Consider the following 21469-nt stretch of genomic DNA (forward strand, 5'->3'; position numbering starts at 1 on the left):
GCAACGACGTAGTGCCGAGCGACTGGGGCTTTGGCGGTGTTCACCGCCGACCTACCATCATCGATGTATCAGCGAGTAATTGGGGTTTTGGCGGAGCCTCTCGTTTGCTCTCCGTCGATCGATTATCTGTAGGGTACGCAGAATGCGGCGTCTTACTCTGCGTTCGACCGGTGACACGCGTGTCCCCGCCCACGTTATAGGCGTCGAACCCCACGTTCCGAACATGAATCAGCTCGTGAACGGCGAGTGGCGCACGGACACCTACGAGGCGACCGACGAGGAGGGCGCGTTCCAGCGCGGCGAGACCACCTTCCGGAACTGGATCGCCGGCAGCGACGTGCCGGAGCACGTCGACGCGGAGCCGGACGAGCGCTTCCAGCCGGAGGCCGGCCGGTACCACCTGTACGTCTCGTACGCCTGCCCGTGGGCGCACCGCACGCTCCTCGCCCGGTCCCTCTTGGGCCTCGAAGACGCGATCAGCGTCTCGGTCGTCGACCCGTGGCGCGGCGAGGACGGCTGGCAGTTCAGCCCGGAGAAGGACGGCTGTACGCGGGACCACCTCCGCGACAGCGACTACCTCCGCGAGCTGTACGTCGAGGCCGACCCCGACGCCACCTGCCGAGTGACCGTCCCCGTGCTGTGGGACAAAGAAGAGGAGACCATCGTCAACAACGAGTCGCGCGAGGTCCTGCGGATGCTCTCGACCGCGTTCGCCGACCTCGGCAACGGCGCCTCGCTGCTCCCCGACGCGGACGACGACGCGACCGTCGCGGACGTCGACGAGGTGATCACGGACATCTACGAGCCGATCAACAACGGCGTCTACCGCGCCGGGTTCGCCACCTCGCAGGAGGCGTACGACGAGGCCATCGACGACCTCTTCGACGCGCTCGACCGCTACGACGATCACCTCGCCGATCAGCGGTACCTCGTCGGCGACTCCTTGACGGAGGCGGACATCTGTATGTTCACCACCCTGATCCGGTTCGATCAGGTGTACCACACCCACTTCATGTGCAACCGGCAGTTCGTCCACCAGTACGACAACCTCTGGCCGTACCTGCGCGACCTCTACCAGACGCCGGGCGTCGCCGAGACGGTGAACATGGCCCACATCAAGGAGCACTACTACACCACGCACCCCGACGTGACCCCTTCGGGCATCATCGCGCGCGGGCCCGACCTCGACTTCGAGGCCGAGCACGACCGCGAGCGGCTCGGCGGCGAGGCGCCGACGCCGGCCGCGGACGACTGAGGCGGCCGCGTCGTCGAAAGAATCGAAGGAGTAGAAAAAATCGAGACGGGACGGTCGGGTTCGCTACCCTTCCATCCCGCCGAACGAGAGCCCGTCCTCGACGGAGCGCTGGGCCGCGAAGTAGACGATCGCGACGGGGAGCGCGAACAGGTTCGCGAACGCCGCGAACCGCGTCCACGGCGTCGAGAACCGGCCCTCGGTCGCGATGTTGTACAGCTCCACCGAGAGCGGGTAGTTCTCGGGGCGCAGCAGCGTCTGCGCGATGATGAACTCGTTCCAGCCGGCCAGCCAGACGAAGATCAGGACGACGGCGAGCCCCGGCTTCGTCAGCGGGAGGATCACCTCCCGGATCGTGTCGAGGAAGCTCGCGCCGTCGACCATCGCCGCCTCCTCGTAGGAGACGGGGATGTTGTCCATGTACGTCTTCAGCAGCCACGTGTTGAACGGGATCGCCGACGCGGCGTAGAAGAGCCCGAGGACGAACAGGTTGTTCGTGAGCCCGTAGGTGCTGAACAGCGAGTACAGCGCCACGAGCGTCGCGATCGACAGGCCGGCGCCGATCTGGGTGAAGAGGACGTAGCCGTAGAGGATGCGCTTGCGGCCGACGAACTTGCGACGCGAGAACGCGTACGCCGCCGGGACGATCATCCCGAAGCCGGCCGCGAGCGTCACGCTGACGATGTAGAGGCTGTTGAACACGGCCCCGGGACCGGTCTCCGTGCCGGCCCACCGGAAGCTCACGAGCCCGTCCCCGCCGCCGAGGACCAGCTGGGGGTACCCCCAGTCGCCGTCGACGAAGAAGAAGTCGGACTCGAAGATCACCCACCGGTACGCGCCGAGGTTGTACGTCGACGGGTCCGGGAAGATGCCGCTCGTGTTGAACAGCCGCGACCCCTCCGCGAGCGACGCGGTCGTGATCCAGAACAGCGGGAACAGCAGCACGAGCACCATCGCGAGGCCGAACAGCGTCATCAGCACGCTCTTGGCCACGTCCCACGCGCTGCGTTTCCCCGTGCGGACGTCGTATATCGCCCGCTGGATCACCACGGCGAACCGCTTCGGCGCGGTCGCGAGGCCGATCAGCTTCGAGCGGACCAGCCCGACCGCGCCGGCGACCAGCGCGGCCGCGGACTCGAGGGGGTTCATTCGTCACCCACCCCCTCTGCGAGGCCGCCGTAGCGCACGGCGACGTACATGAACAGCCCGACGAATCCGATCCCGACGATCAGGATCGCGGCCGACAGGCCGAACTGGTTGAACGTGATCGCCTCGCGGTAGCCGTACACGATGATCAGCTCGTTCTGTCTCGACGGCCCGCCCTGGTTGAACACCCACGGGATCAGGAACTGCTGGAACGAGGTCGCGGCCGTGAGGATCGACGCGAACAGCACCGGGCCCTTGATCGCGGGCAGCGTCACGGTCCGGAACCGCTGGAGCGCCCCCGCGCCGTCGACCATCGCGGCCTCGTGGAGCGACTTCGGCACGTCCTGGAGCGCGCTCACGATGATGATCACCATGAACGGGTACGCCAGCCACACCTCGGTGGTGACGTACGCGAAGAACGCCTCCCAGCGGCCGCTGAGGAACCCGATGGGCACGTCGAAGAGCAGGGCCTGCGGGGCCGACAGCGACGACATCACGTCGTTGTACCGGCCCAGGATGGTGTTGAACACGCCGAAGCGCGCGTCGCTGAACATCCCGCGCCAGACGGTGATCGTGAAGATGCCGGGGAACCCCAGCGGGACGATCACCGCGGCGCGCATGTAGCGCTTGCCCGCGACCCGCACGTGGTTCAAGAGGAGAGCGATCCCCACGGCGAGGATCACCTTGATCACGAGCGAGACGGCGACGAACAGCCACGTCGTCGTCATCGACGTCCAGAACTGCGAGTCGCCGATCAGCTGGACGTAGTTCGCCAGCCCGATCAGCTCGGCGCCGCCGCCGATCACCGACCCGGCGAACGTCGCGTCGGTGAGCGAGATGTAGAAGAGGTAGAAGATGGGGTACAGCATGAAACTCGAGAAGAGCAGCACGCCGGGCGCGACGAGGAGCAGCCCCCAGTCGCGACTGGAGAACGGCAGCGCCGACCGCAGGCGCGCCAGTCCGCTCACGCCGGTTCCGGGTTGCGAAGAGGCCATCGCTCCGAGCGGTGCCTACAGCGCCTCCCGGATCTCGGAGGCTGCCTGGTCGAGCGCGGCGTCGCTGTCCTGCTCGTCGTTGAAGACGCGCTCCAGCGCCTCCGTCACGGGCGTCCAGACGCTGTCCATGTCCGGGTGCGTCGGGATCGGGACGCCGTGGTCGACCTGCTGGGCGAACGCCTGGACCTCCGAGGAGAGGTCGCCGTTGCCCACCACGTCGGCCAGGACGGGGATGTACCCCTGTTCCGCGGCGTTGGTCTGGATGATCTCCTCGTTGGTGGTGTACCACTCGGCGAGGCCGGTCGCCGCGTCGACCGTGGACTGGTCGGCGTCGGCCAGCATCGACGAGAAGTAGAACAGCTGGATGCCCGAGTAGGTGCGCGGGTGGTTCCCGTCGATGGTCGGCAGCGTCGCGACGCCGAGGTTCTCGATCGAGTCCTGGAGGTTCCCGAGCTCCCACGGGCCGTTGATCGCGAACGGCGCGAGGCCGTCCGCGAACGCGACGATCTGCGACTCGTAGCCGGGGTCGGCCGGGACGTACTGCGACACCGTCTCGAGGGCGTCGATCCCGCGCTTACACGCGTCGCTGTCGACGCCGACCTCGAGGTTCTGCTCGTCGAAGATGTTCCCGCCGTACGCCTGGAGGAACCCGCTGGCGAAGTACGGGTCCGTCACGGGGTACGAGAGGCCGTACTGGCCGTTCTCGGGATCGTGGTGCTCCTCCATGATCGAGACCATCTCCTCTAGGGTCTCCGGCGGCTCGTCGACCATGTCCTCGTTGTAGAACAGCGTGACGGTCTCGGAGGCGAACGGGAGCCCGTAGAGCCCGTCGTTGAACTGGGCCGCCTCGCGCGCCGCCTGCGTGTAGCTGTCGAGCGAGACGTCGACGTCGTCGCTCGCGTCGTAGAGGAACGGCGGGTCCTCGCGGACCGCGAACCGGCCGACCCAGTCGTGCGCCCAGATCCACGAGTCGGGGCCGTCGCCGGCCGGGATCGCGGTTTCGAGCTGCTGGTCGAGCTCGCCGCCGGGCGCCTCCTTGTTGATGGTGTTGCCCGTCTCCGACTCGTACTGGTCGATGTACTCGGTGATGGCCTCGTCCTCGGCGTCGGAGAGGTCCGTCCACAGCCGCGCGGACCCGGTGTTCCCGCCGTCGGAACCGTCGCTTCCGTTCGACCCGTCGGAGCCGTCCGACCCGTCGGAGCCGTCACCGCCGTCGCCGCCGTCGCCGCCAGTGCTGATACAGCCCGCGAGCCCCGCGAGCGCAGTCGTTCCCCCCATCGCCTTGAGCAGCGTTCTACGTTTCTCGTTCATGTGGCCAGAACAAATGATGAATTATATTTTCATACATTTAGTGTTTGGGGTACGTTCCGATCGATCGGGATCGATCCGCGTCGACCGAGTCGTTCGACGATCGACTCGACCGATTCGAAAGAGCGGTTTCCGCTCGGGAGGGACGGTTCCGTCCGGTTCTGCCGGGGCGACCGAGTCGGACGGGGCAGGGTGCGAATATTTGAGAAGAGATTATTCACCATATATCAGGAAAACAGCAAAGAACTCATATGCCAGCGGACCAGTCTTCAGGGAAATGGCACGCGTCACGCTCGACACGCTCCGGAAGGAGTTCGACCGAGGAACCATCGTCGCCGTCGACGACCTGGACCTGGAGATCGACGACGGGGAGTTCGTGACCGTGGTCGGGCCGTCGGGGTGCGGGAAGACGACCACGCTCCGGATGGTCGCGGGGCTCGAAGAGCCGACCTCCGGCACCGTCAGCTTCGACGACGAGGACGTCACCGACATCCACGCGAAGGAGCGCCCGGTCGCGATGGTGTTCCAGAACTACGCGCTGTACCCTCACAAGACGGTCCGCGAGAACATGGCGTTCGGGCTCAAGATGAGCACGGACATGACGAAAGAGGAGCGCCACGAGCGCGTCCGCGAGATGGCCGAGATGATGGGCATCGAGGACCTGCTCGACGACAAGCCCGACGAGCTCTCGGGCGGGCAAAAGCAGCGCGTCGCGCTCGGCCGCGCCATCGCGCGCGAGCCCGAGGTGTTCCTCTTCGACGAGCCGCTCTCGAACCTCGACGCGAAGCTCCGCACGGAGATGCGCGCCGAGATCCAGAAGCTCCAGAAGGAGTTCGGCGTCACGGCGATGTACGTCACCCACGACCAGGAGGAGGCGATGACGATGGGCGACCGCCTCGCCATCCTGAACGACGGGAAGCTCCAGCAGGTCGGCGCCCCCACGGAGGTGTACCAGAACCCGGTCAACGAGTTCGTCGCCGGCTTCATCGGCTCGCCGTCGATGAACTTCCTCGACGTCGACGTGGAGACCGACGGGACGACGGCGACGATCCGGGACGAGGCGTCCGGGCTCGCGTTCCCGCTCAGCCGCGACTACGTCGCGGGCCACGACCTCGAGAGCGGCCCGTACACCCTCGGCGTCCGCCCCGAGAACATCGAGGTCGTCGAGCAGCCGACTGGCGAGGAGACCCTCACGGCGACCGTCGAGGTCGTCGAGCCCATCGGCTCCGACAACTACGTCCACCTCGACGTGAGCGAGGACTTCCTCGCGCGGTCGCCCGCGGACGTCCAGCCCGAGGCCGGCGACGAGGTCGGCGTCACCTTCGACGAGGCGGACCTCCACCTGTTCGACCCCGAGACCGGCGAGGACGTGTTCCTGACCGAGGAGGAGATCGCGGCCGCGGTCGCTTAGGGAGGGTCGAGTTTTAGATCGGGCGGCGGCGCGTGAACCGATCGTTCGTACTTTCTCGCTGAATCCGAGACGGACATCGTGAGTTCCGCTGCTCGGTGGGGACCCGCCGTTTCGGCAGTGAACACCGCCAAATCCTCGGCCGCGACGACTCGATGCGCTCGGAGGCGCGCGCCACCGCGGATTTGTATACAGATCGAGCCGCGTCGCGGCGAGCCGTCCGTCTCACGTCGCCGCCGACAACGGCTTGAAGTGCGCGCTCGTCGGACGGTCCGTAAGCATGGAGCCGCCAGACATCGAGCGGTTGGACGAGCGGACCGTCCAGCGGATCGCGGCCGGCGAGGTCGTCGAGCGCCCCGCGAGCGTCGTGAAAGAGCTGGTCGAGAACAGCCTCGACGCGGGCGCGAGCCGCGTGGCGGTGTCGGTCGAGTCGGGCGGCACCGATGGGATCCGCGTGCGCGACGACGGCGTCGGCATCCCCGAAGACCAGTTGGACGCCGCCGTCGCGGAGCACGCCACCTCGAAGATCGGCGACATCGAGGACCTCGACCGCGGCGTCGGCACCCTCGGCTTCCGCGGCGAGGCCCTGTACACCGTCGGCGCCGTCTCCCGGCTCACCGTCCGCTCGCGCCCCCCGGACGCCGAGGCGGGCGCTGAGATCACCGTCGAAGGCGGCGAGGTCGGCGAGGTCCGCCCGGCGGGCTGTCCGGCGGGCACGACCGTCGAGGTCGACGACCTCTTCTTCAACACGCCCGCCCGCGAGAAGTTCCTCAAGCGGACGGCGACTGAGTTCGACCACGTGAACACGGTCGTGACGAGCTACGCGCTCGCGAACCCGGACGTGGCGGTCTCGTTAGAACACGACGGCCGCGAGACGTTCGCGACCGAGGGGAACGGCGACCTCCGGTCGGCCGTCCTCGCGGTCTACGGCCGCGAGGTCGCCGAGTCGATGATCGACGTGGACTGGACGCCCGAGGGGAGTGAGGCGGACGGCGCGGCCGACGCCGACGACGCTCCGGTCAAGCGCGTGACGGGACTCGTCTCGCACCCCGAGACGGCGCGCTCGACGCGCGACTACCTCTCGACGTACGTCAACGGGCGGTACGTCACCGCGAGCGCGCTCCGCGAGGCGACCCTCGACGCCTACGGCGGCCAGCTGGCCCCCGACCGCTACCCGTTCGCGGTCCTCTTCGTCGAGGTCCCGGCCGGCGACGTGGACGTGAACGTCCACCCCCGCAAGCTGGAGGTCCGCTTCGACGAGGAGCCGGCGGTCCGCTCGGCGGTCGAGACGGCCGTCGAGGACGCCCTCCTCGACCACGGCCTGATCCGCTCGACGGCGCCCCGCGGGCAGTCGGCGCCCGACGAGACCGCGGTCGCCCCGGAGACGCCCGACCTCGAGGCCGTCGGCGGCGCGGACACCGACCACGAGCGCGCCGCGCGCGAGGGGCGCGAGCGCGCGACCGAGTCCGCGGCGTCGGGCGACCCGACGGACGCCGGAGGCGACTCGGACGGCGCTCGCGACGGCGAAGTCCCTCGGGCCGACGAGGGTATCGCCTGGGCTGACGAGGACGCCACCCGATCCGACGATGACACCGAACGGGCCACCGCCGACGCCGCCGAGGGCGACGCCGACCCGTCGGCGCCGACCGAGCTGGACCCCGCGGACGACGCGGCGTGGTCGGTCGACGGGCTGAACGGCGAGGGCGCGTCGACGGACGGAACGGCCGGCGAGCAGACGGGTTCCGGGCGCACCGACGCGGGCGGCGACGCGCGCCCGTCCCCGCGAAGCTGGCAGGCGGACTCCGCGGACCGCGACGCCGAGTCGACGACGGAGACCGACGAGGTTGCGGGAGCGACCGGCGACAGCGCGGAGACGCTGACCGACGCGGCCGAGCGGGGTTCCGATTCGCCGGCCGGCGAAGAGGAGGAGAACCGGTCCCTCGCGGAAGAGTCGTCGCGGCCGTCTCCGCGGGCGCGCTCCGCGACGCGGCAGCGGACCCTCGGCGGCGAGGGGACCGAGCGCGAGCGCGAGTTCGACTCGCTGCCCTCGCTGCGGGTGCTGGGACAGCTCCACGAGACGTACGTCGTCGCCGAGGCCCCCGACGGGTTGGTGCTGATCGACCAGCACGCGGCCGACGAGCGGGTGAACTACGAGCGGCTGAAGTCGGTGTTCGCGGACGGCGCGGACGCGCAGGCGCTCGCGGAGCCGGTCCGCATCGAGCTGACGGCGCGCGAGGCGGCGCTGTTCGAGGAGTTCGTCGACGACCTCGCGGGGATCGGGTTCCGGGCCGAGCGCGCGGGCGACCGCGAGGTCGCGGTGACCGCGGTTCCGGCCGTCTTCGACGCCGCGCTCGATCCTGACCTCCTGCGGGACGCGCTGTCCGCGCTGGTCGACGACGACGCCGCGGGCGACGAGCCGGTCGCCGACGCGGTCGACGAGCTGCTCGCCGACCTCGCCTGTTACCCCTCGGTCACGGGGAACACCTCGCTCACCGAGGGACGGGTCGTCGACCTCCTCGACCGGCTCGACGCCTGCGAGAACCCATACGCCTGCCCGCACGGGCGCCCGGTCGTGATCCGGCTCGACCGCGAGGAGATCGGGTCGCGATTCGAGCGCGACTACCCGGGCCACGGCGGGCGACGCGCGGAGTAGCGTCCGCGGGGAGCGACCCTGACGAGGCGGGGACGCGGAGCCCGACTCGCCGCCGATCCCGAATATCACGTTTGATACCAGCGGGCCGCCGTTTAACACGTTGGTTTTCGTGATAGATCGTATGCCGATCGCAGCGGTAAAAGACAGCTACGGGGTGAAACTGGGGGTCGGGTACGTCGCGACGGGGGCGTTCATCGTCGCCGTCGGCGTGGTCACGAACGACGCGAACGCGACGGTCGTCGCGGCCGTCGCCGGCCTGTTGACCTTGGGCTCGATCAATGCGGCCGAGACGATCGCCAGCGTCACGGAGATCGGCGCGCAGACGCGGCGCGTCGCGAACGGCGACATCGACCGCGAGGTACGGTCGACACGAACTGACGAGTTCGGCGAGCTGGCGGGCTCCATCGAGGAGATGCGGGTCTCGCTGAAGGACCGGCTCGCGGAGATGGAGCGGACGCAGGACGAGCTCGAAGACGCGCGGGCGGAGGCGACGGAGATGGCCGAACGGTACCGCCGGACGGCCGACCGCTACGCCGAGGTGATGGAGGAGGCGGCGACCGGCGACCTCACGCGCCGGGTCGACGTCGACGCGAGCGACGAGAGCCTCGCGACCGTCGGGGAGTCGTTCAACCGGATGATGGACGACCTCCAGGCGACCGTGGAGACGGTCCGGGAGATGGCCGACCGGATCGAGGCCGACGCCGGCGAGATGGCGGAGATGAGCAACGAGGTCGAACAGCGCGTCGCCAGCGCGACCGGGAGCGCGACGACGATCCGGGGACAGGCGAGCGACCAGCGCGCGGAGCTGGAGTCCATCGCCGCCGACATCGAGAACGTCAGCGCCTCGGCCGAGGAGATCGCGGCGACCGTCGACGACCTGTCGGACCGGAGCGAGGCGGTCGCGGCGACGAGCGACGACGCGCGCAGCTCCTCCCAGAGCGCGCTCGACGAGATGGCCGAGGTCGAGTCGGAGGCCGAACGCGCCGTGGACCGAGTCGAGCGGCTCCAGGAGGGGATGGACGAGATCACCGAGATCGTCGACATCATCGGCGAAATCGCCGAGCAGACCGACATGCTCGCGCTGAACGCCTCGATCGAGGCGGCCCGCGCGGACGGCTCGGGCGACGGGTTCAGCGTGGTCGCCGAGGAGGTGAAGGGGCTCGCCGAGGAGACGCAGTCGCGCGCGAACGAGATCGACGAGATGATAGACGAGATCGCCGACCAGACCGAGGAGGTGACGGTGTCGATCCGCTCGACGCAGGAGCGCGTCCAGAACGGGACCGACACCGTCGAGTCGACGCTCTCCGACATCGAGTCGATCGCCGACTCCGTCGACGAGATCAGCGGGTCGCTCGCGGAGATCCGCCGGACGACCGCCGACCAGGCGAACACGGTACAGGACACGGCGGAGTCCGTCGACGAGATCACGGAGCTCAGCACTGAGACCGCCGAGACGGCCGAGGAGACGGCGGCGGAGATACAGGAGGGACAGTCGGTCGTCGAGGACGTGTCCGACTCGCTGCGCGAGTTCCAGACCGACGCCGTGACGACGCTCCAGGACCGCGTCGCGGCCTTCACCGTCGAGGGGAGCGACGCCGGGACCGGTGGCCCGGCCGCCGAGGGCGGCGCCGGCCACTCGCGGGCGACGACCGACGGGGGTGCGCGATGACGGGCGCCGTCACCACCGCGTACTGGATCGCGGCCGTCGGCTTCCTCGTCGGCCTCGGGATCACGGCGGCGCTGTACGCGAAGCTCAACGGGTCGGAGCACCGCGGCCGACTGGCGGCGCTGGCGGTGATCCCCGGGTTCGCCGGGCTCGCGTACGTCGGGATGGCGCTCGGAGTCGGGACCGTGACGGTGAACGGGAACGAGCTGGTCGGGCTCCGCTACGTCGACTGGATCGTCACCACGCCGCTGCTCGTCGGGTTCATCGGCTACGTCGCCGGCGCGTCGCGCCGCGCCATCGCGGGCGTGATGGTCGCCGACGCGCTGATGATCGCGTTCGGGGCCGGCGCGGTCGTCGCCGGCGGGACGCTCAGGTGGGTGCTGTTCGGCGTCTCGGCGCTGTTCCACGTCACGCTGTTCGCGTACCTGTACGTGATATTCCCGCGGTCGGTCCCCGACGACCCGATGCAGCGGGGGCTGTTCAGCCTGCTGAAGAACCACGTCGGGCTGCTGTGGCTCGCGTACCCGTTCGTCTGGCTGATGGGCCCGTCGGGGATCGGGTTCACCGGCGCGGTGGGCGCCGCGCTGACGTACGCCTTCCTCGACGTGCTGGCGAAGGTGCCGTACGTCTACTTCTTTTACGCGCGGCGGCAGGCGTTCACCGACGTGGTGTCCGCCGCGGCCGCGGACCGCGACGCCGCGGCCCCGTCGCTCGGCGACGAGACGCCGACCGGGGCCGACTGAGGCCTCGCGGGGGTCTCCCGGTCGCCCACGGGGCGACCCCCGACGACGGCGACCGCAGAGAGGTACGTTTTAGGCGACTGCGACGGACCCAGCGGTATGGAACGCGTAGCGATCGTCGGCGCGTCGATGACCAGGTTCGGGCAGCGCGACGCCTGGGTGCGCGAGCTGCTGGCGGAGGCGGGCGCGGCCGCGCTCGACGACGCCGGCGCCGACGGCGACGACCTCGATCACCTGTACGTCTCGAACATGGCCAGCGGCGAGTTCGAGGGCCAGACCGGCGTCCCGAACGCACTCGCCCACGACCTCGCCGCGCAGCCGGCCTACACCGCGCGGATCGACCAGACCTCCTCGTCGGGCGGCGCGGGCGTGTACGCCGCGTGGCAGTCGGTCGCGTCCGGCGCGAGCGACCTCACGATGCTCGTCGGCGGCGAGAAGATGACCCACCGGACGACCGCGGAGGCGACCGACGTGATCGCGTCGCTCACGCACCCGGTCGAGTACAAGCACGGCGTGACGCTCCCCTCGTTCGCGGGGCTCACCGCGCGGCTCTACCTCGACGAGTACGACGCGCCACGCGAGAGCCTCGGGAAGGTCGCAGTGAAGAACCACAGGAACGGGGTCGACAACCCCCACGCGCAGTTTCGGAAGGAGGTCGACCTCGACACCGTCCTCGACTCGCCGGTCGTCGCCGACCCCCTCCGGCTGTACGACTTCTGTCCGATCACGGACGGCTCGGCGGCGCTCGTGTTCTGTCCGGAATCCGTCGCCGAGGAGTACGCACCGGACGGCAGCTACGCCGTGATCAGCGGGATCGGCGGCGCGACCGACACCCACGTCGTCCACGAGCGCGCGGACCCGACGACGATGGGCGGGGTCGTCGACTCCTCCGAGGTCGCCTACGAGATGGCCGGCATCGGTCCGGACGACGTGGACGTGGCGGAGCTCCACGACATGTTCACCATTCTGGAGTTCCTCCAGAGCGAGGACCTCGGCTTCTTCGAGAAGGGCGAGGGGTGGAAGGCGGTCGAGGAGGGCGTCACCGACCGCGACGGCGACCTGCCGATCAACACCTCGGGCGGGCTCAAGTCGAAGGGCCACCCCCTCGGGGCGAGCGGCGTCGCGCAGGTGTACGAGATATTCAAGCAGGTCACGGGCGACGCCGGCCCGCGACAGGTCGAGGCCGACACGGGCCTCGCCTGTAACGTCGGCGGGTTCGGGAACTGCGTGACCACCACCATCTTGGAGGGAAGCCAATGAGCGACAACGAGACGACCGACGGCGAAGACGGGGCATCGCCCGGCGAGGAACCGACCTTCGAGGCGGCGGAGTACGCGGACGGGACGGTCACCTACCCGCCCCACACCGTGAGCCCGGACGGCGCCGAGCGCGTCGGGACGGTCGACCTCCGCGAGTACGAGGGCCGGGTCGTCACGTGGACGACCTCGACCGCGACGCCGCCGGGCGTCCGCGAGCCCAACACCCTCGTAATCGTCGAGTTCGAGATGGGCGACGACTACGACGGGCCGCCGGTCCGGGCGCTCGGACAGGTAGCTGAGCGGGACGACGCGGGAGCCGGCGACGACGGGGGGGCCGAGGATGGTGAGCAGTTCGACGTCGCCATCGGCGACCGCGTCAAGCCCGTCCACGCCGGCGAACTGCGCGAGCCGGGAGCCGGCATCCGCGAGCCGGAGAGCCAGGACTGGGACGGGTTCCGGTTCCGCCCGGTCGAGTAGCGGTCCCTCTCGGGCGGCACGAACTCAGGCACGGAACCGCGACGCGTCGCTGTCGGTGAGCGGCCCGAGCCGCTCCGCGTGGACCCTGTCGAGCGTGTAGACGTCCGGGCGGTACCGTATCTCCTCGGTCACGCCGTGAGCGTCCCGGAGCCGGCGCCGCACCCGGTCGACGTCCGCGCGGTCGAAGTAGTTCGGAGTGAACACCAGCACCACGTGGTCCGTCTCGCCGAAGGCCTCGCAGCCGGCGCGGGTCGTGACCTTCGCGTCCCAGAGCCGCCCGGCAGCGACGTCGTCGACCACGCCCTCCCAGAGGTCGTCGACCGCTCCCGCGGGGCGCTCGACGAGCCACTTGCCGCTCAGGTACGTCGTCTCCAGCGCGAGTCGGTCGGCGTCGCGGACCGTCTCGGGGTCGGTCGGGAGCGCGTCCGCCCGCGCCCGGTCGACCCCCGGCAGGTCGGCCTCGGTCGTCGCGGCTGGTCGGATCACATCGTGAGTCGGGAAGTAGGCGTCGCGGGCCTGTCGCGGGAACCCGGTCACGTGCTTGACCCGGAGCCAGTGCCACCCGGCCTCGTCGATCGCGGTCGGCGACCGGTCGGTGACCATGGCGTCGGTTCGGCGCCGCGGGTGAAAACGATCCCGTCCGTCGCGACGCGGACGAGGGCTCGCGGCGCTCAGACCCGTCGGTAGTCGCCGAGCCGCGTCCCGTCGAGCAGGTACGCGTCGGCGGCGGGCAACGCGGCGGGGAGGTACGGCGCGAGGAACGACTGCCCCTCGACGTTGACCCAGGTCCCGCCCGAGCGTTCGTTGAACGCGGGGAAGACGACGAGTTCCGGCGAGTCGGCCGCGCGGTCACCCTCGTCGCCCGACTCGGTGAACGCCGCGGGGTCGAGCTCCCCGCGGAGCCACGCGCGCTCGACGCGCGAGCCGCCGACCGCGTCCTCCAGCCGCACCTGCGGGTGTTCGTGGCCGGTACACACCACGTCGGCGTCGAGGAGGTCGGGGTCCGGCCAGGTGTGGCCGTGGCAGACGCCGACGGCCCCCGAGGAGTCGCCGAGCAGCCCGCCCTCGGGACCGATCACGTCGAGGTCGTCCGCGAACGTCTCCGCGACGCCCGCGTCGTGGTTCCCCTCGACGAGCGTCATCGGGACGCGGTCGGTGACGGCGCGGACCAGCGTCTCCAGTTCCTCGCGCTCGTCGCCGTCGGGCGCGCCGATGCGGTGCGCGAGGTCGCCGAGGACCACGAGCCGGTCGGCGTCGGTCTCGGCGATCAGCCCGCAGAGCCGCTCGCGGCGCGCGTCGGCGCGGGAGTCCAGTTCGACGCCGCGCTCGTAGCGCAGGCCGACCTCGATGCCGGCGTGGACGTCGGCGACGAGCAGCGCGCGCTCGCCGCCGAGGTCGGCCACGGCGGCCGGCTCGCCGACGACCGGCTCCACCCGCGCCATCAGATCGGCTTGAGCAGCCCGTCGCCGGGCTCGTAACACTGCCCGCTCATCAGCGCGTCCTGGATGGCGTCCTCGACCGCGCCGGGCTCGACGCCGTGGTCGTCAGCAACGCGCTCGACGACCGCCTCGCGGGGCGCGCCGTCGCCGTCGTCGAGGTCGCCCATCGCCGCGACCGCGGCGGCTTCGAGGTCGACATCCTCGTCGGCCTCGGTCGCGTCGGCCTTGTCGTCCTCGGTCGGTTCGGCGGCCTCGGTCGCCGGGTCGGCCGGCTCGCTCTCCTCGGTCGCGGCGCCGGTCGCCTCGTCCGCGGCCGCCGCGGGGTCGTCGACCGGTTCCTCGGCGAGGTCCTCGGGGTCCGGCACGTCGATGTCGGCCTCGCCCGGCTCGTCGACCTCGGTGCCGGTCGCGAAGTCGGTGCCGAACTCGGACTCGATCTCCTCGCGCTCCTCGTCGTCGAGCTGGTACATGTCGTCGGCGTCGGCGTCCGGGTCGAGGTCCGCGGTCGCGTCCGCCTCGCTCCCGTCGTCGAACGCCGCGTCCGCGTCGCCGCCGGCGTCGAAGTCGCCGAGCCCGCCGTCGTCGGACCCCGCGTCGGCCGCCGCCGCGTCCGCGTCGTTCGCGTCATCGATCGATTCGGGGTCGGCGGTCGAAGCGGACGCCGGCCCTGCCGCGTCGTCCGTCGGCGGCCCGGCGGCGTCGGTCGACGCCTCGGTCGAGTCGCCAAGAGAGGAGTCGGTCTCGGTGGACGACGAGTCGTCGTCGACGGTTGCCCCGGAATCGGCGGTTGTCCCGGAGTCAGCGGTCGCCCCGGAGTCGGCGGTCGATTCCGGCTCAGCGTCCGGGTCCGACTCCGCGCTCGGGTCGGCGTCGCTCGCGCCGGGAGACGGTTCCGCCTCGGGGGCGCTCGCCTCGCTCGGGGTTCGGTCGGTATCGGTCGTCGCCGCCGGCTCGGCGACCGTCACGTCGGTCTCCGGGAGCGGACCGAGCGCGGCCTCGCCGCCCTCGTCGGGGGCGAGGTCGAGGGCGCGGACCTCGTCGCGGTCGCCCGCGATCATCTCCAGGGCGTCGACCGCGAGCCGGCGGACCGCCTCGGCGTAGGCCGCGGTGGTGCCGTAGTGGTCGATGGCTTTCGGGATCCCGGCGGCCAGCGGGGCGGGGGCGCCGCCCGCCTCCAGTGCCGCGCGGAGGTCGTCGCCCCGCAGGTCGGAGTCGAGCGCCCGCGCGAACACCGCGAGACGGTCGAGCGTCGCCTCCGCGGCGGAGACGACCCAGCGGTCGCGGGTGTCTGCGTCGACCTCGTTGAGGCTCTCCGGGCGGACGGAGGTGAACACGCGGTCGGAGTCCTCCGGCTCGAAGGTGCGGGCCTTCCCTGTGAGCGCGACGAACGCCGGCGGGTCGGCTCGTTCGAGGAACGTCTGCGCCTCGGGCTGGTACTGGCCCGCGTAGGTGACGAACGCGCCGGAGGGGTCGACGACGCGGCCGCGCCGCGTCTCGTCGTTGACGCGCTCGACCTCGGTGAGCACGCCGGCGGTGAACAGGCGGTTCACCCGCGCGCCGGTCGGGGTGACGACGTAGTTCGGGGCGCGCTCCTCGTCGCTCTCGGAGTACGACAGCGAGGCGTCGTCGAACTCCGCGGCGAACACCCGGTAGGCGACCTCTCGCGTGCCGGGGCCGTCGTCGCTCATTCGCCCACCTCCGCGAGCGCGGCGCGGGCGTGCTCGGCCGGGTCGTCGTCGGCGAGCGCGAACTCGACCGCGTCGAGGGTGGCGCCGTAGTCGTCGACCGAGAGGTTCCCGCGGACGCGGTAGGCGCGCCCGACGAGCGAGTCGGCGATGTCGTCGGCGACGACCTGCTTGTCCATCGCGTCCTTCGCGGCATCGAGGGCGTCGTCGAGCCCGCCGCCGTACACCTCGGCGGTGAGCTCGTCGTCGAGGACGACGGTCACCGTGTCGGTGCCGTCGTCGAGGATGGCCTTCACGCGCAGGTCGTCCTCGCCGTCCACGTCGCCGTGGCTCCGACACTGGCCGTTCTGGACGACGCGGCCGCACTCGGGGCAGCGCTCGATGAGCCCGGAGCCGTCCCGGACCTCCAGCACGTTCCCGACGACCTCGACGTCGAACATGCCGCCGGAGCCGACCGCGTCGGCGATCGACAGCCGGGGTGCGTCCTCGGCGACCTCGACGGGGTCGGGGAGCGGGGTGACCGTCGAGAACTCCGTGAGGTTGATCGAGGGGACGCCGCGGAACTCCCGGACGTACACGTCCTCGATGCGGAGGTCCGCGCCGACCGTTATCTCGGAGCGGGGCTGCCAGTCGGTGAAGGGGAGCTTCGCCGTCTCGTCGCCGACGACACCCTCTAAGATCTCCGTCTCGCCGTCGCGTCCGGAGATGGTCTTCTCGTCGACCTCCAGCACGCGGACCTCGACGTTGCGGCCGCGGTCGCCGGCCGCGATGTCGACGAGGCTCCGGTCGCCGCCGACCTCGCGGTCGACCTCGACGGGCTCGTCGGCGATGGCGACCGTCGTCGAGTCGTTGAGGTTGAGCTCCGGCTCCCCCTCCCACTCGCGGACGCCGGCGTTGCCGATCGTCAGCGAGTCGCCCGGCTCGAAGCCGAAGTCCTGCCACGCGGTGTAGGAGATGACGCCGGTCTCGTCGGCGACCTCCCCCTCGCGGATCGTGAGGTCGTCGCCCTGATATCGGATGGTGCGCGTCCCCTGCGTCAGCACGCGGACGGTGACCGTCACGCCGTCGTTCTCGGTGGTTATCTCGCCCACGTCGACGGCGTCGGGCGTCGGCGACGACCCGCCGCCGCCCCCGCCGTGCTTCCGGCGGACGCTCTGTTTCGCCTCGTCGATGGGGACGCTGTACTCCAGTAGGTTCTGTAGGTCGGCTTTGACCTCCTCTTTGTCGACGCCGAGGTCGGAGGCGAGCTCCTCGGCATGGCTGTTGACGTCCATCGAAGCGAGGTTCGGCGCGGCCGCACAAAAGGATTCACACCGTTCGAGCCGGCGGCGGACGGGAGCGCGGCGTCCGCGACTGCCGATGAGATCGCGGCGTCCGCGACGGCCGGTAGGGCTAAACCGCCCCCGTCCGCAACGTGGGGCATGGACGAGATCGACGTCGACGCGCGGATCACCGACGACCGCACGGTCATCGACGTGACAGGAACGAGAGACGTCGCCGTCGTCGTGCGGTCCGCGGACGGCGAGCGGATCTACCTCCCGCCGGAGGGGTTCGACGACCCGGTCGGGGGGTCGCCGTACACCTCGCCGTATCAGGGCGCCGGCGCCGGCGGCGAGGAGAGCCCGTACGGCGGGACGACCGGCAGCACGCGCGGCGTGATGGAGACCGCGGACGGCTTCCGGGTCACACACCCGCAGCCGGTAACGGAGTTCGACGTGTATCGGGGCGACGAGGACTGAGCCCGCCGCGGGCGGCGGACGGGAACCGGAGCGGGAGTAGTCAGGCGACGTCTTCGTACACGGCGAGCGTGTCCTCGGCCACGTCAAGCCACTCGCGGCGCTCGTACTCCGGCGGCTCCTCGCGGTCGAGCGCCTCGATGAGCCCGTGGACGATCGACTCCGAGTCCGTCGCGACCTCGACGAGGCAGCCGTCGGGGAGCACCTCCGCGACGCCGGACGGGGTCGCGACGACCTGCGTCCCGGCCTCCAGCGCCTCCGTGATCGTGATCCCGAACGGCTCCGCGTACGACGGCGAGACGAACGCGTCCGAGGCGGCGTAGTAGTCGCCGAGCTCCGCCTCGGGGACGTAGCCGACGAACTCGACGCGGTCGTCGATGCCGAGCAGCTCAGCGAACCGCTTGAGCTGGTCGGTCTGGTGGCCGGAGCCGCCGACGACGAGCGTCACGTCGCGGCCGCGCAGCTTCTTGACCGCGTACAGGAGGTGGGAGATCCCTTTCTGGTCGGTGTGGCGCCCGACGAAGAACAGCATCTCGCCGTCGATACCGAGGTCCCCGCGCACGTCCTTGCCTGAGAACGTCGGCGTCGAGAAGCCGTTGTACACGACCCGCGAGTCCGCGTCGTACAGCTCCCGGATGTCCGAGCGGACGATCTCGCTGACCGCGATGTTCGTGTCGGCGGCGTTCGCGAGGCGGCGCTCGGTCTCGACCTCGCGGCTCGGCGGGTCGATGTTGCGGTCGCTCGCCAGCGAGTGGAACGAGGAGACCCAGGTGGCGTCGGACGCGCGGGCGGCGGCGCGGCCGGGGCCGTACCCGAACCAGTCGTGCGTGTGGATCACGTCGTGGTCGGGCGCGAGCTCGGCGAAGCGGTCGGAGAGCTCGCCGACGCGCGCCGCGACGTCGCCCTCGCCGGTCTCGACGGGTTCGAGCCCCGGCTCGTCGTCGGGGGCGAACTCCGCGGGCAACACCAGGGTGACCTCGACCCCGAGTTCGTCGCGGAGCCCGGTGAACAGTTCCCCTACGTGGACGTCGAGCCCGCCGGTGATGTTCGGCGGGAACCCCCACCCCAGCATGAGTACGCTCGGCGGCATACACCCTCGTTTCTGGAGTCACCACTTAGGTATGCCCCTCGTGGCGTGGGAGAACGGAGAGACGGCGGGCGAGGAGAGGAGTCGGCGGGGGACGCGGTCGGACCGCGCTCAGGCCGCGCGGACCGCGTCGCGCAGCGCGTCGGTGCGCTCGGTGATCGAGCCGGCGGCGTCCGCGAGCACGTCGAGCGGGTCGCCCTCCTCGGCCTTGACCGTGAGGACGGGCTCGGTCTGCCCCCCGGACTGCTCGGGGTTCATGTCGTAGGTCGCGGCCGCGACGTCGTCCGACTCCAGCAGGGCGCCCTTCAGCACGTTCATGAACGTGTGGTCCTCGCCCGCGATCTCGATGTGGAGTTCCGTGTCGGTCTTCTCGATGACCCGCAGTTCCATGTCCGAGAGGTCGGGCGAGCGGCGTTTCAAGCTTTCGTCTCCCGGATATCGCCGGATGCGGACGGGTCGCACGCACCCGGAAAGCACTTCCATCGCCCGCCGAGACGGCGGGTATGTCCGCCGATCGACCCGCGATCCGACGGTTACCGCTCGACGAGGCGGCCCTCCGCCGGTACGCGGCCGACCTGTGGCTCCCGTACAACCGCGACCTCGCCGACGCCGTGGCGGCCCACGACCTCGCCGACTGGCCCGCGGAGCGCTTCGTCGAGCGACACGTGGCGTTCGCCCGGGACCGACTAGAGGAGGCGGGGAGCCGCGGCTGGGTCGCCGCGACCGCCGGCGACGGCGCGGACGACGCCGGAGTCGACCCCGCGACCGCCGACGTGACCGACCCCGCCCTCGACCTCGTGGGGCTGCTGATGACGAGCGTCGACGAGTGTCCCGACCCGTTCGAGCGCCCGGACCGACTGGTGATCGGCGAGATATACGTCGCGGAGCCGTTCCGCGGCACCGGCCTTGCCGAGCGGTTCGTTGAGCGCGCGGTCGCCGACGCCCGCGACCACGGCTGCGAACAGCTCCGGCTCGACGTCGACGTCGACAACGAGCGGGCCGTGGCGTTCTACGAGCGGATCGGGTTCGAGGACTACCGCAAGCAGATGACGATGGCGGTCGACCCCGAGTGACCCCGACCGTCAGGCGGCTCCGTGAGGCGGACGTGCGGCCGCTTGTCGAGGAGCTGTGGCTGCCGTTCGCCCGCGAGATGGAGCCGGTCGCCGAGCGGAACCGCCTCGCCGACGACGTGGACCTCGTCGCCGCGGGCGTGGCGCACCGCGAGGACCGCCTCGACGACGACGAGGCGCTGACGTGGGTCGCCGTCGACGGCGGCGACCTCGTCGGCTACGCCGCCGCGAGCGTCGAGTCGTCCGCGCCCGCGTTCGCCGCCGGCGACCGGCTTCACGTCGGCGAGCTGTACGTCCGCGAGCCGTACCGCGGCGAGGGCGTCGCCGGCGACCTCTGCGACCGGGTCGACGCGGCGGCCGCGGCCCGCGGCTGCGAGCGCGTGACGCTCGACGTGGACGCGGGCAACGAGCGCGCCAGGGCGTTCTACGAGAAGCGGGGGTTCGACGTGGCGCGGCACCGCATGGTCGACCGCGTCGACGAGAAGTGAGCCCCCGGCGCCGCCGCTGGACGGTCGACAAACGCAAAACGGGTCGCGTCGGTCGGCCGAGGGGTTACTCGTCGGCGTCGACCGCGACTTCGTCGGCGTCGACGTCGACGGACGCCTCCTCCTCGGCGGCGACCTCGCTCGGGCGCGCTTCGAGGGTCAGCTTCTGGACCTCGACGCGGCGGAGCGGGTAGATCTCCTTGGCGTCGCCGTAGATGGCCGACGAGAGGTTCCCGTCGACGATGGCGTCGACGAACGCCTCGAAGGTGCGCTCCTCGGCGGCGGCGTGGACCTTGTCGATCATCACGCGGCGGATCGCCTTCTCCTGGGAGCGGTCCGCCTTCTTCGTCGTCAGCGCGACGGGCTGGACGCGGATGCGGTAGTCGTCCGTCGTCAGCACCGTGATCGACGCCTCGACCTTCGAGGCGCCGCGGCGGACGAGCGAGCGCAGGTAGTCGCGCGTCAGCTCGTACTTGATGAACTCGGTGTACGCCGAGTCGCTGCCCACGTCGGTGATCTTGAAGGTCAGCTTCGTGTTGTTCGCGTTGGAGTCGCCCGTCAGCTGGTCGAGCGTCGTCGTGATCGTGCGGCCGACGACCTGCTGGGGCTCCTCGGCGAGGGTCTCGCCGAGCTCCTGCCGGTCGAACTGTTCGGGCGCCAGCACGGTGTACCAGCGCTTCTGTTCTCTGCTCTTGGATACGGATCGTTCGCTCATGTGTCGGGTTGTGTGTCGGTGTCGGTCGTCTGCGGTTCGTCTGCGGAGTCGAGGGAGTCGGCGTTCGCGGCGTCGGCGTCCGTAGCGGCGGTCGCGTGGTCGCGTGCGCGTTCGATCACGCGGTCGGCGACCCGCAGGTTCACGAGGTGGTCGTCCAGCGTCGACTGGAGTCCCCCGGTGGTCGGCCGCTCGACCGCGCAGGCGACGACGTCGCCGTCGACGCGCGTGCGCATCGAGTCGGTCTCGTCCGGGGCGAGCGCGGCCGCGACCGTCGCGGCGTCGGCGTGCTCGGTCCGGACCGTCGCGCTCCGTGCCGCGTCGGCGCCCGGCGAGGCGTCGCCCGCCATC

At 70.7% G+C, this 21469-nt stretch carries 21 protein-coding genes; 10 read left to right on the plus strand and 11 right to left on the minus strand.

The genetic code is table 11. The features are described from left to right. Positions 1–223: 223 nt before the first annotated feature. Positions 224–1255, plus strand: coding sequence for a glutathione S-transferase family protein (locus HPS36_RS02870; RefSeq protein ID WP_173228429.1), 1032 nt, complete (start codon positions 224–226; stop codon positions 1253–1255). Between the two features lie 63 nt (positions 1256–1318). Here HPS36_RS02870 and HPS36_RS02875 read toward each other — a convergent pair whose 3' ends face one another. Genes HPS36_RS02875 through HPS36_RS02885 form a run of 3 tightly spaced genes read right to left on the minus strand, consistent with a single transcriptional unit; the run spans position 1319 to position 4704 of the window. Then, positions 1319–2401, minus strand: a complete 1083-nt coding sequence (locus HPS36_RS02875; RefSeq protein ID WP_173228430.1) for a sugar ABC transporter permease — start codon at positions 2399–2401, stop codon at positions 1319–1321. After that, positions 2398–3393, minus strand: coding sequence for a carbohydrate ABC transporter permease (locus tag HPS36_RS02880; RefSeq protein ID WP_121561810.1), 996 nt, complete (start codon positions 3391–3393; stop codon positions 2398–2400). The genes HPS36_RS02875 and HPS36_RS02880 overlap by 4 nt, the downstream gene beginning before the upstream one ends. Before the next feature lie 15 nt (positions 3394–3408). Further along, positions 3409–4704, minus strand: coding sequence for an extracellular solute-binding protein (locus tag HPS36_RS02885; RefSeq protein WP_235681728.1), 1296 nt, complete (start codon positions 4702–4704; stop codon positions 3409–3411). Positions 4705–4978: 274 nt separating this feature from the next. On the opposite strand from HPS36_RS02885, the gene HPS36_RS02890 reads away from it, so the two are divergent. The 6 genes from HPS36_RS02890 to HPS36_RS02915 all read left to right on the plus strand — a co-directional run bounded on the left by HPS36_RS02890 (position 4979) and on the right by HPS36_RS02915 (position 12904). Then, on the plus strand, positions 4979–6112 hold the full coding sequence (locus tag HPS36_RS02890) for an ABC transporter ATP-binding protein (protein ID WP_121561809.1): 1134 nt from the start codon (positions 4979–4981) through the stop codon (positions 6110–6112). A 277-nt stretch (positions 6113–6389) separates the two neighbouring features. Further along, positions 6390–8762, plus strand: coding sequence for a DNA mismatch repair endonuclease MutL (gene mutL, locus HPS36_RS02895; RefSeq protein ID WP_173228431.1), 2373 nt, complete (start codon positions 6390–6392; stop codon positions 8760–8762). 121 nt (positions 8763–8883) lie between these two features. Continuing rightward, positions 8884–10431, plus strand: coding sequence for a methyl-accepting chemotaxis protein (locus HPS36_RS02900; RefSeq protein WP_235681729.1), 1548 nt, complete (start codon positions 8884–8886; stop codon positions 10429–10431). After that, positions 10428–11171 (plus strand): bacteriorhodopsin, encoded by a 744-nt coding sequence (locus HPS36_RS02905; RefSeq protein ID WP_173228432.1) that lies wholly within the window; start codon positions 10428–10430, stop codon positions 11169–11171. Before HPS36_RS02900 ends, HPS36_RS02905 begins: the two co-directional genes overlap by 4 nt. A gap of 96 nt (positions 11172–11267) precedes the next feature. Continuing rightward, positions 11268–12428, plus strand: coding sequence for a thiolase family protein (locus HPS36_RS02910; RefSeq protein WP_173228433.1), 1161 nt, complete (start codon positions 11268–11270; stop codon positions 12426–12428). After that, a complete protein-coding gene (locus tag HPS36_RS02915) occupies positions 12425–12904 on the plus strand; it encodes a PhlB family protein (RefSeq protein WP_173228434.1) in 480 nt (159 codons plus the stop codon). Before HPS36_RS02910 ends, HPS36_RS02915 begins: the two co-directional genes overlap by 4 nt. Positions 12905–12928: 24 nt before the next feature. On the opposite strand, the gene HPS36_RS02920 is transcribed toward HPS36_RS02915, so the two are convergent. From HPS36_RS02920 to HPS36_RS02935, 4 genes are all read right to left on the minus strand, one after another. Continuing rightward, positions 12929–13507 (minus strand): putative phosphothreonine lyase domain-containing protein, encoded by a 579-nt coding sequence (locus HPS36_RS02920; RefSeq protein WP_173228435.1) that lies wholly within the window; start codon positions 13505–13507, stop codon positions 12929–12931. A 68-nt stretch (positions 13508–13575) separates the two neighbouring features. Beyond that, positions 13576–14346: a metallophosphoesterase gene (locus tag HPS36_RS02925; RefSeq protein ID WP_173228436.1), complete on the minus strand. Its 771-nt coding sequence runs from the start codon at positions 14344–14346 to the stop codon at positions 13576–13578. Then, entirely contained in the window at positions 14346–16031 is a 1686-nt protein-coding gene (locus tag HPS36_RS02930) for a hypothetical protein (protein WP_173228437.1), read from the minus strand. Before HPS36_RS02930 ends, HPS36_RS02925 begins: the two co-directional genes overlap by 1 nt. Continuing rightward, on the minus strand, positions 16028–17302 hold the full coding sequence (locus tag HPS36_RS02935; RefSeq protein ID WP_173228438.1) for a Single-stranded DNA binding protein: 1275 nt from the start codon (positions 17300–17302) through the stop codon (positions 16028–16030). The genes HPS36_RS02930 and HPS36_RS02935 overlap by 4 nt, the downstream gene beginning before the upstream one ends. 147 nt (positions 17303–17449) lie before the next feature. Here HPS36_RS02935 and HPS36_RS02940 point away from each other — a divergent pair, with 147 nt between their 5' ends. Continuing rightward, complete coding sequence (locus HPS36_RS02940) at positions 17450–17767, plus strand: DUF7510 family protein (protein ID WP_121561800.1); 318 nt, start codon at positions 17450–17452, stop codon at positions 17765–17767. 40 nt (positions 17768–17807) lie between these two features. Here HPS36_RS02940 and HPS36_RS02945 read toward each other — a convergent pair whose 3' ends face one another. Further along, complete coding sequence (locus HPS36_RS02945; protein WP_173230775.1) at positions 17808–18836, minus strand: glycosyltransferase family 4 protein; 1029 nt, start codon at positions 18834–18836, stop codon at positions 17808–17810. Between the two features lie 126 nt (positions 18837–18962). Continuing rightward, positions 18963–19241, minus strand: a complete 279-nt coding sequence (locus tag HPS36_RS02950; protein WP_004596453.1) for a DNA-directed RNA polymerase subunit L — start codon at positions 19239–19241, stop codon at positions 18963–18965. 113 nt (positions 19242–19354) lie between these two features. Between HPS36_RS02950 and HPS36_RS02955 the strand changes: the two genes are divergently transcribed. Then, a complete protein-coding gene (locus HPS36_RS02955) occupies positions 19355–19924 on the plus strand; it encodes a GNAT family N-acetyltransferase (RefSeq protein ID WP_173228439.1) in 570 nt (189 codons plus the stop codon). Further along, positions 19921–20409, plus strand: a complete 489-nt coding sequence (locus HPS36_RS02960; protein ID WP_222595376.1) for a GNAT family N-acetyltransferase — start codon at positions 19921–19923, stop codon at positions 20407–20409. Before HPS36_RS02955 ends, HPS36_RS02960 begins: the two co-directional genes overlap by 4 nt. A 64-nt stretch (positions 20410–20473) precedes the next feature. Here the strand turns inward: HPS36_RS02960 and HPS36_RS02965 are convergent, their stop codons facing one another. Both HPS36_RS02965 and HPS36_RS02970 read right to left on the minus strand, forming a co-directional pair. Then, complete coding sequence (locus HPS36_RS02965) at positions 20474–21121, minus strand: 30S ribosomal protein S3ae (protein ID WP_137717485.1); 648 nt, start codon at positions 21119–21121, stop codon at positions 20474–20476. Then, positions 21118–21468: a KEOPS complex subunit Pcc1 gene (locus tag HPS36_RS02970; protein ID WP_173228440.1), complete on the minus strand. Its 351-nt coding sequence runs from the start codon at positions 21466–21468 to the stop codon at positions 21118–21120. Before HPS36_RS02970 ends, HPS36_RS02965 begins: the two co-directional genes overlap by 4 nt. Position 21469: the final 1 nt, after the last annotated feature.

Origin of the sequence: Halorubrum salinarum, assembly GCF_013267195.1 — an archaeon.
Lineage (GTDB): Archaea > Halobacteriota > Halobacteria > Halobacteriales > Haloferacaceae > Halorubrum > Halorubrum salinarum.

Bases quoted from the DNA above. Each gene is read 5' to 3' on its own strand.
- HPS36_RS02870 (WP_173228429.1), top strand. From the start codon at position 224: ATGAATCAGCTCGTGAACGGCGAGTGGCGCACGGACACCTACGAGGCG.
- HPS36_RS02875 (WP_173228430.1), bottom strand. From the start codon at position 2,401: ATGAACCCCCTCGAGTCCGCGGCCGCGCTGGTCGCCGGCGCGGTCGGG.
- HPS36_RS02880 (WP_121561810.1), bottom strand. From the start codon at position 3,393: ATGGCCTCTTCGCAACCCGGAACCGGCGTGAGCGGACTGGCGCGCCTG.
- HPS36_RS02885 (WP_235681728.1), bottom strand. From the start codon at position 4,704: ATGAACGAGAAACGTAGAACGCTGCTCAAGGCGATGGGGGGAACGACT.
- HPS36_RS02890 (WP_121561809.1), top strand. From the start codon at position 4,979: ATGGCACGCGTCACGCTCGACACGCTCCGGAAGGAGTTCGACCGAGGA.
- mutL (WP_173228431.1), top strand. From the start codon at position 6,390: ATGGAGCCGCCAGACATCGAGCGGTTGGACGAGCGGACCGTCCAGCGG.
- HPS36_RS02900 (WP_235681729.1), top strand. From the start codon at position 8,884: ATGCCGATCGCAGCGGTAAAAGACAGCTACGGGGTGAAACTGGGGGTC.
- HPS36_RS02905 (WP_173228432.1), top strand. From the start codon at position 10,428: ATGACGGGCGCCGTCACCACCGCGTACTGGATCGCGGCCGTCGGCTTC.
- HPS36_RS02910 (WP_173228433.1), top strand. From the start codon at position 11,268: ATGGAACGCGTAGCGATCGTCGGCGCGTCGATGACCAGGTTCGGGCAG.
- HPS36_RS02915 (WP_173228434.1), top strand. From the start codon at position 12,425: ATGAGCGACAACGAGACGACCGACGGCGAAGACGGGGCATCGCCCGGC.
- HPS36_RS02920 (WP_173228435.1), bottom strand. From the start codon at position 13,507: ATGGTCACCGACCGGTCGCCGACCGCGATCGACGAGGCCGGGTGGCAC.
- HPS36_RS02925 (WP_173228436.1), bottom strand. From the start codon at position 14,346: ATGGCGCGGGTGGAGCCGGTCGTCGGCGAGCCGGCCGCCGTGGCCGAC.
- HPS36_RS02930 (WP_173228437.1), bottom strand. From the start codon at position 16,031: ATGAGCGACGACGGCCCCGGCACGCGAGAGGTCGCCTACCGGGTGTTC.
- HPS36_RS02935 (WP_173228438.1), bottom strand. From the start codon at position 17,302: ATGGACGTCAACAGCCATGCCGAGGAGCTCGCCTCCGACCTCGGCGTC.
- HPS36_RS02940 (WP_121561800.1), top strand. From the start codon at position 17,450: ATGGACGAGATCGACGTCGACGCGCGGATCACCGACGACCGCACGGTC.
- HPS36_RS02945 (WP_173230775.1), bottom strand. From the start codon at position 18,836: ATGCTGGGGTGGGGGTTCCCGCCGAACATCACCGGCGGGCTCGACGTC.
- HPS36_RS02950 (WP_004596453.1), bottom strand. From the start codon at position 19,241: ATGGAACTGCGGGTCATCGAGAAGACCGACACGGAACTCCACATCGAG.
- HPS36_RS02955 (WP_173228439.1), top strand. From the start codon at position 19,355: ATGTCCGCCGATCGACCCGCGATCCGACGGTTACCGCTCGACGAGGCG.
- HPS36_RS02965 (WP_137717485.1), bottom strand. From the start codon at position 21,121: ATGAGCGAACGATCCGTATCCAAGAGCAGAGAACAGAAGCGCTGGTAC.
- HPS36_RS02970 (WP_173228440.1), bottom strand. From the start codon at position 21,468: ATGGCGGGCGACGCCTCGCCGGGCGCCGACGCGGCACGGAGCGCGACG.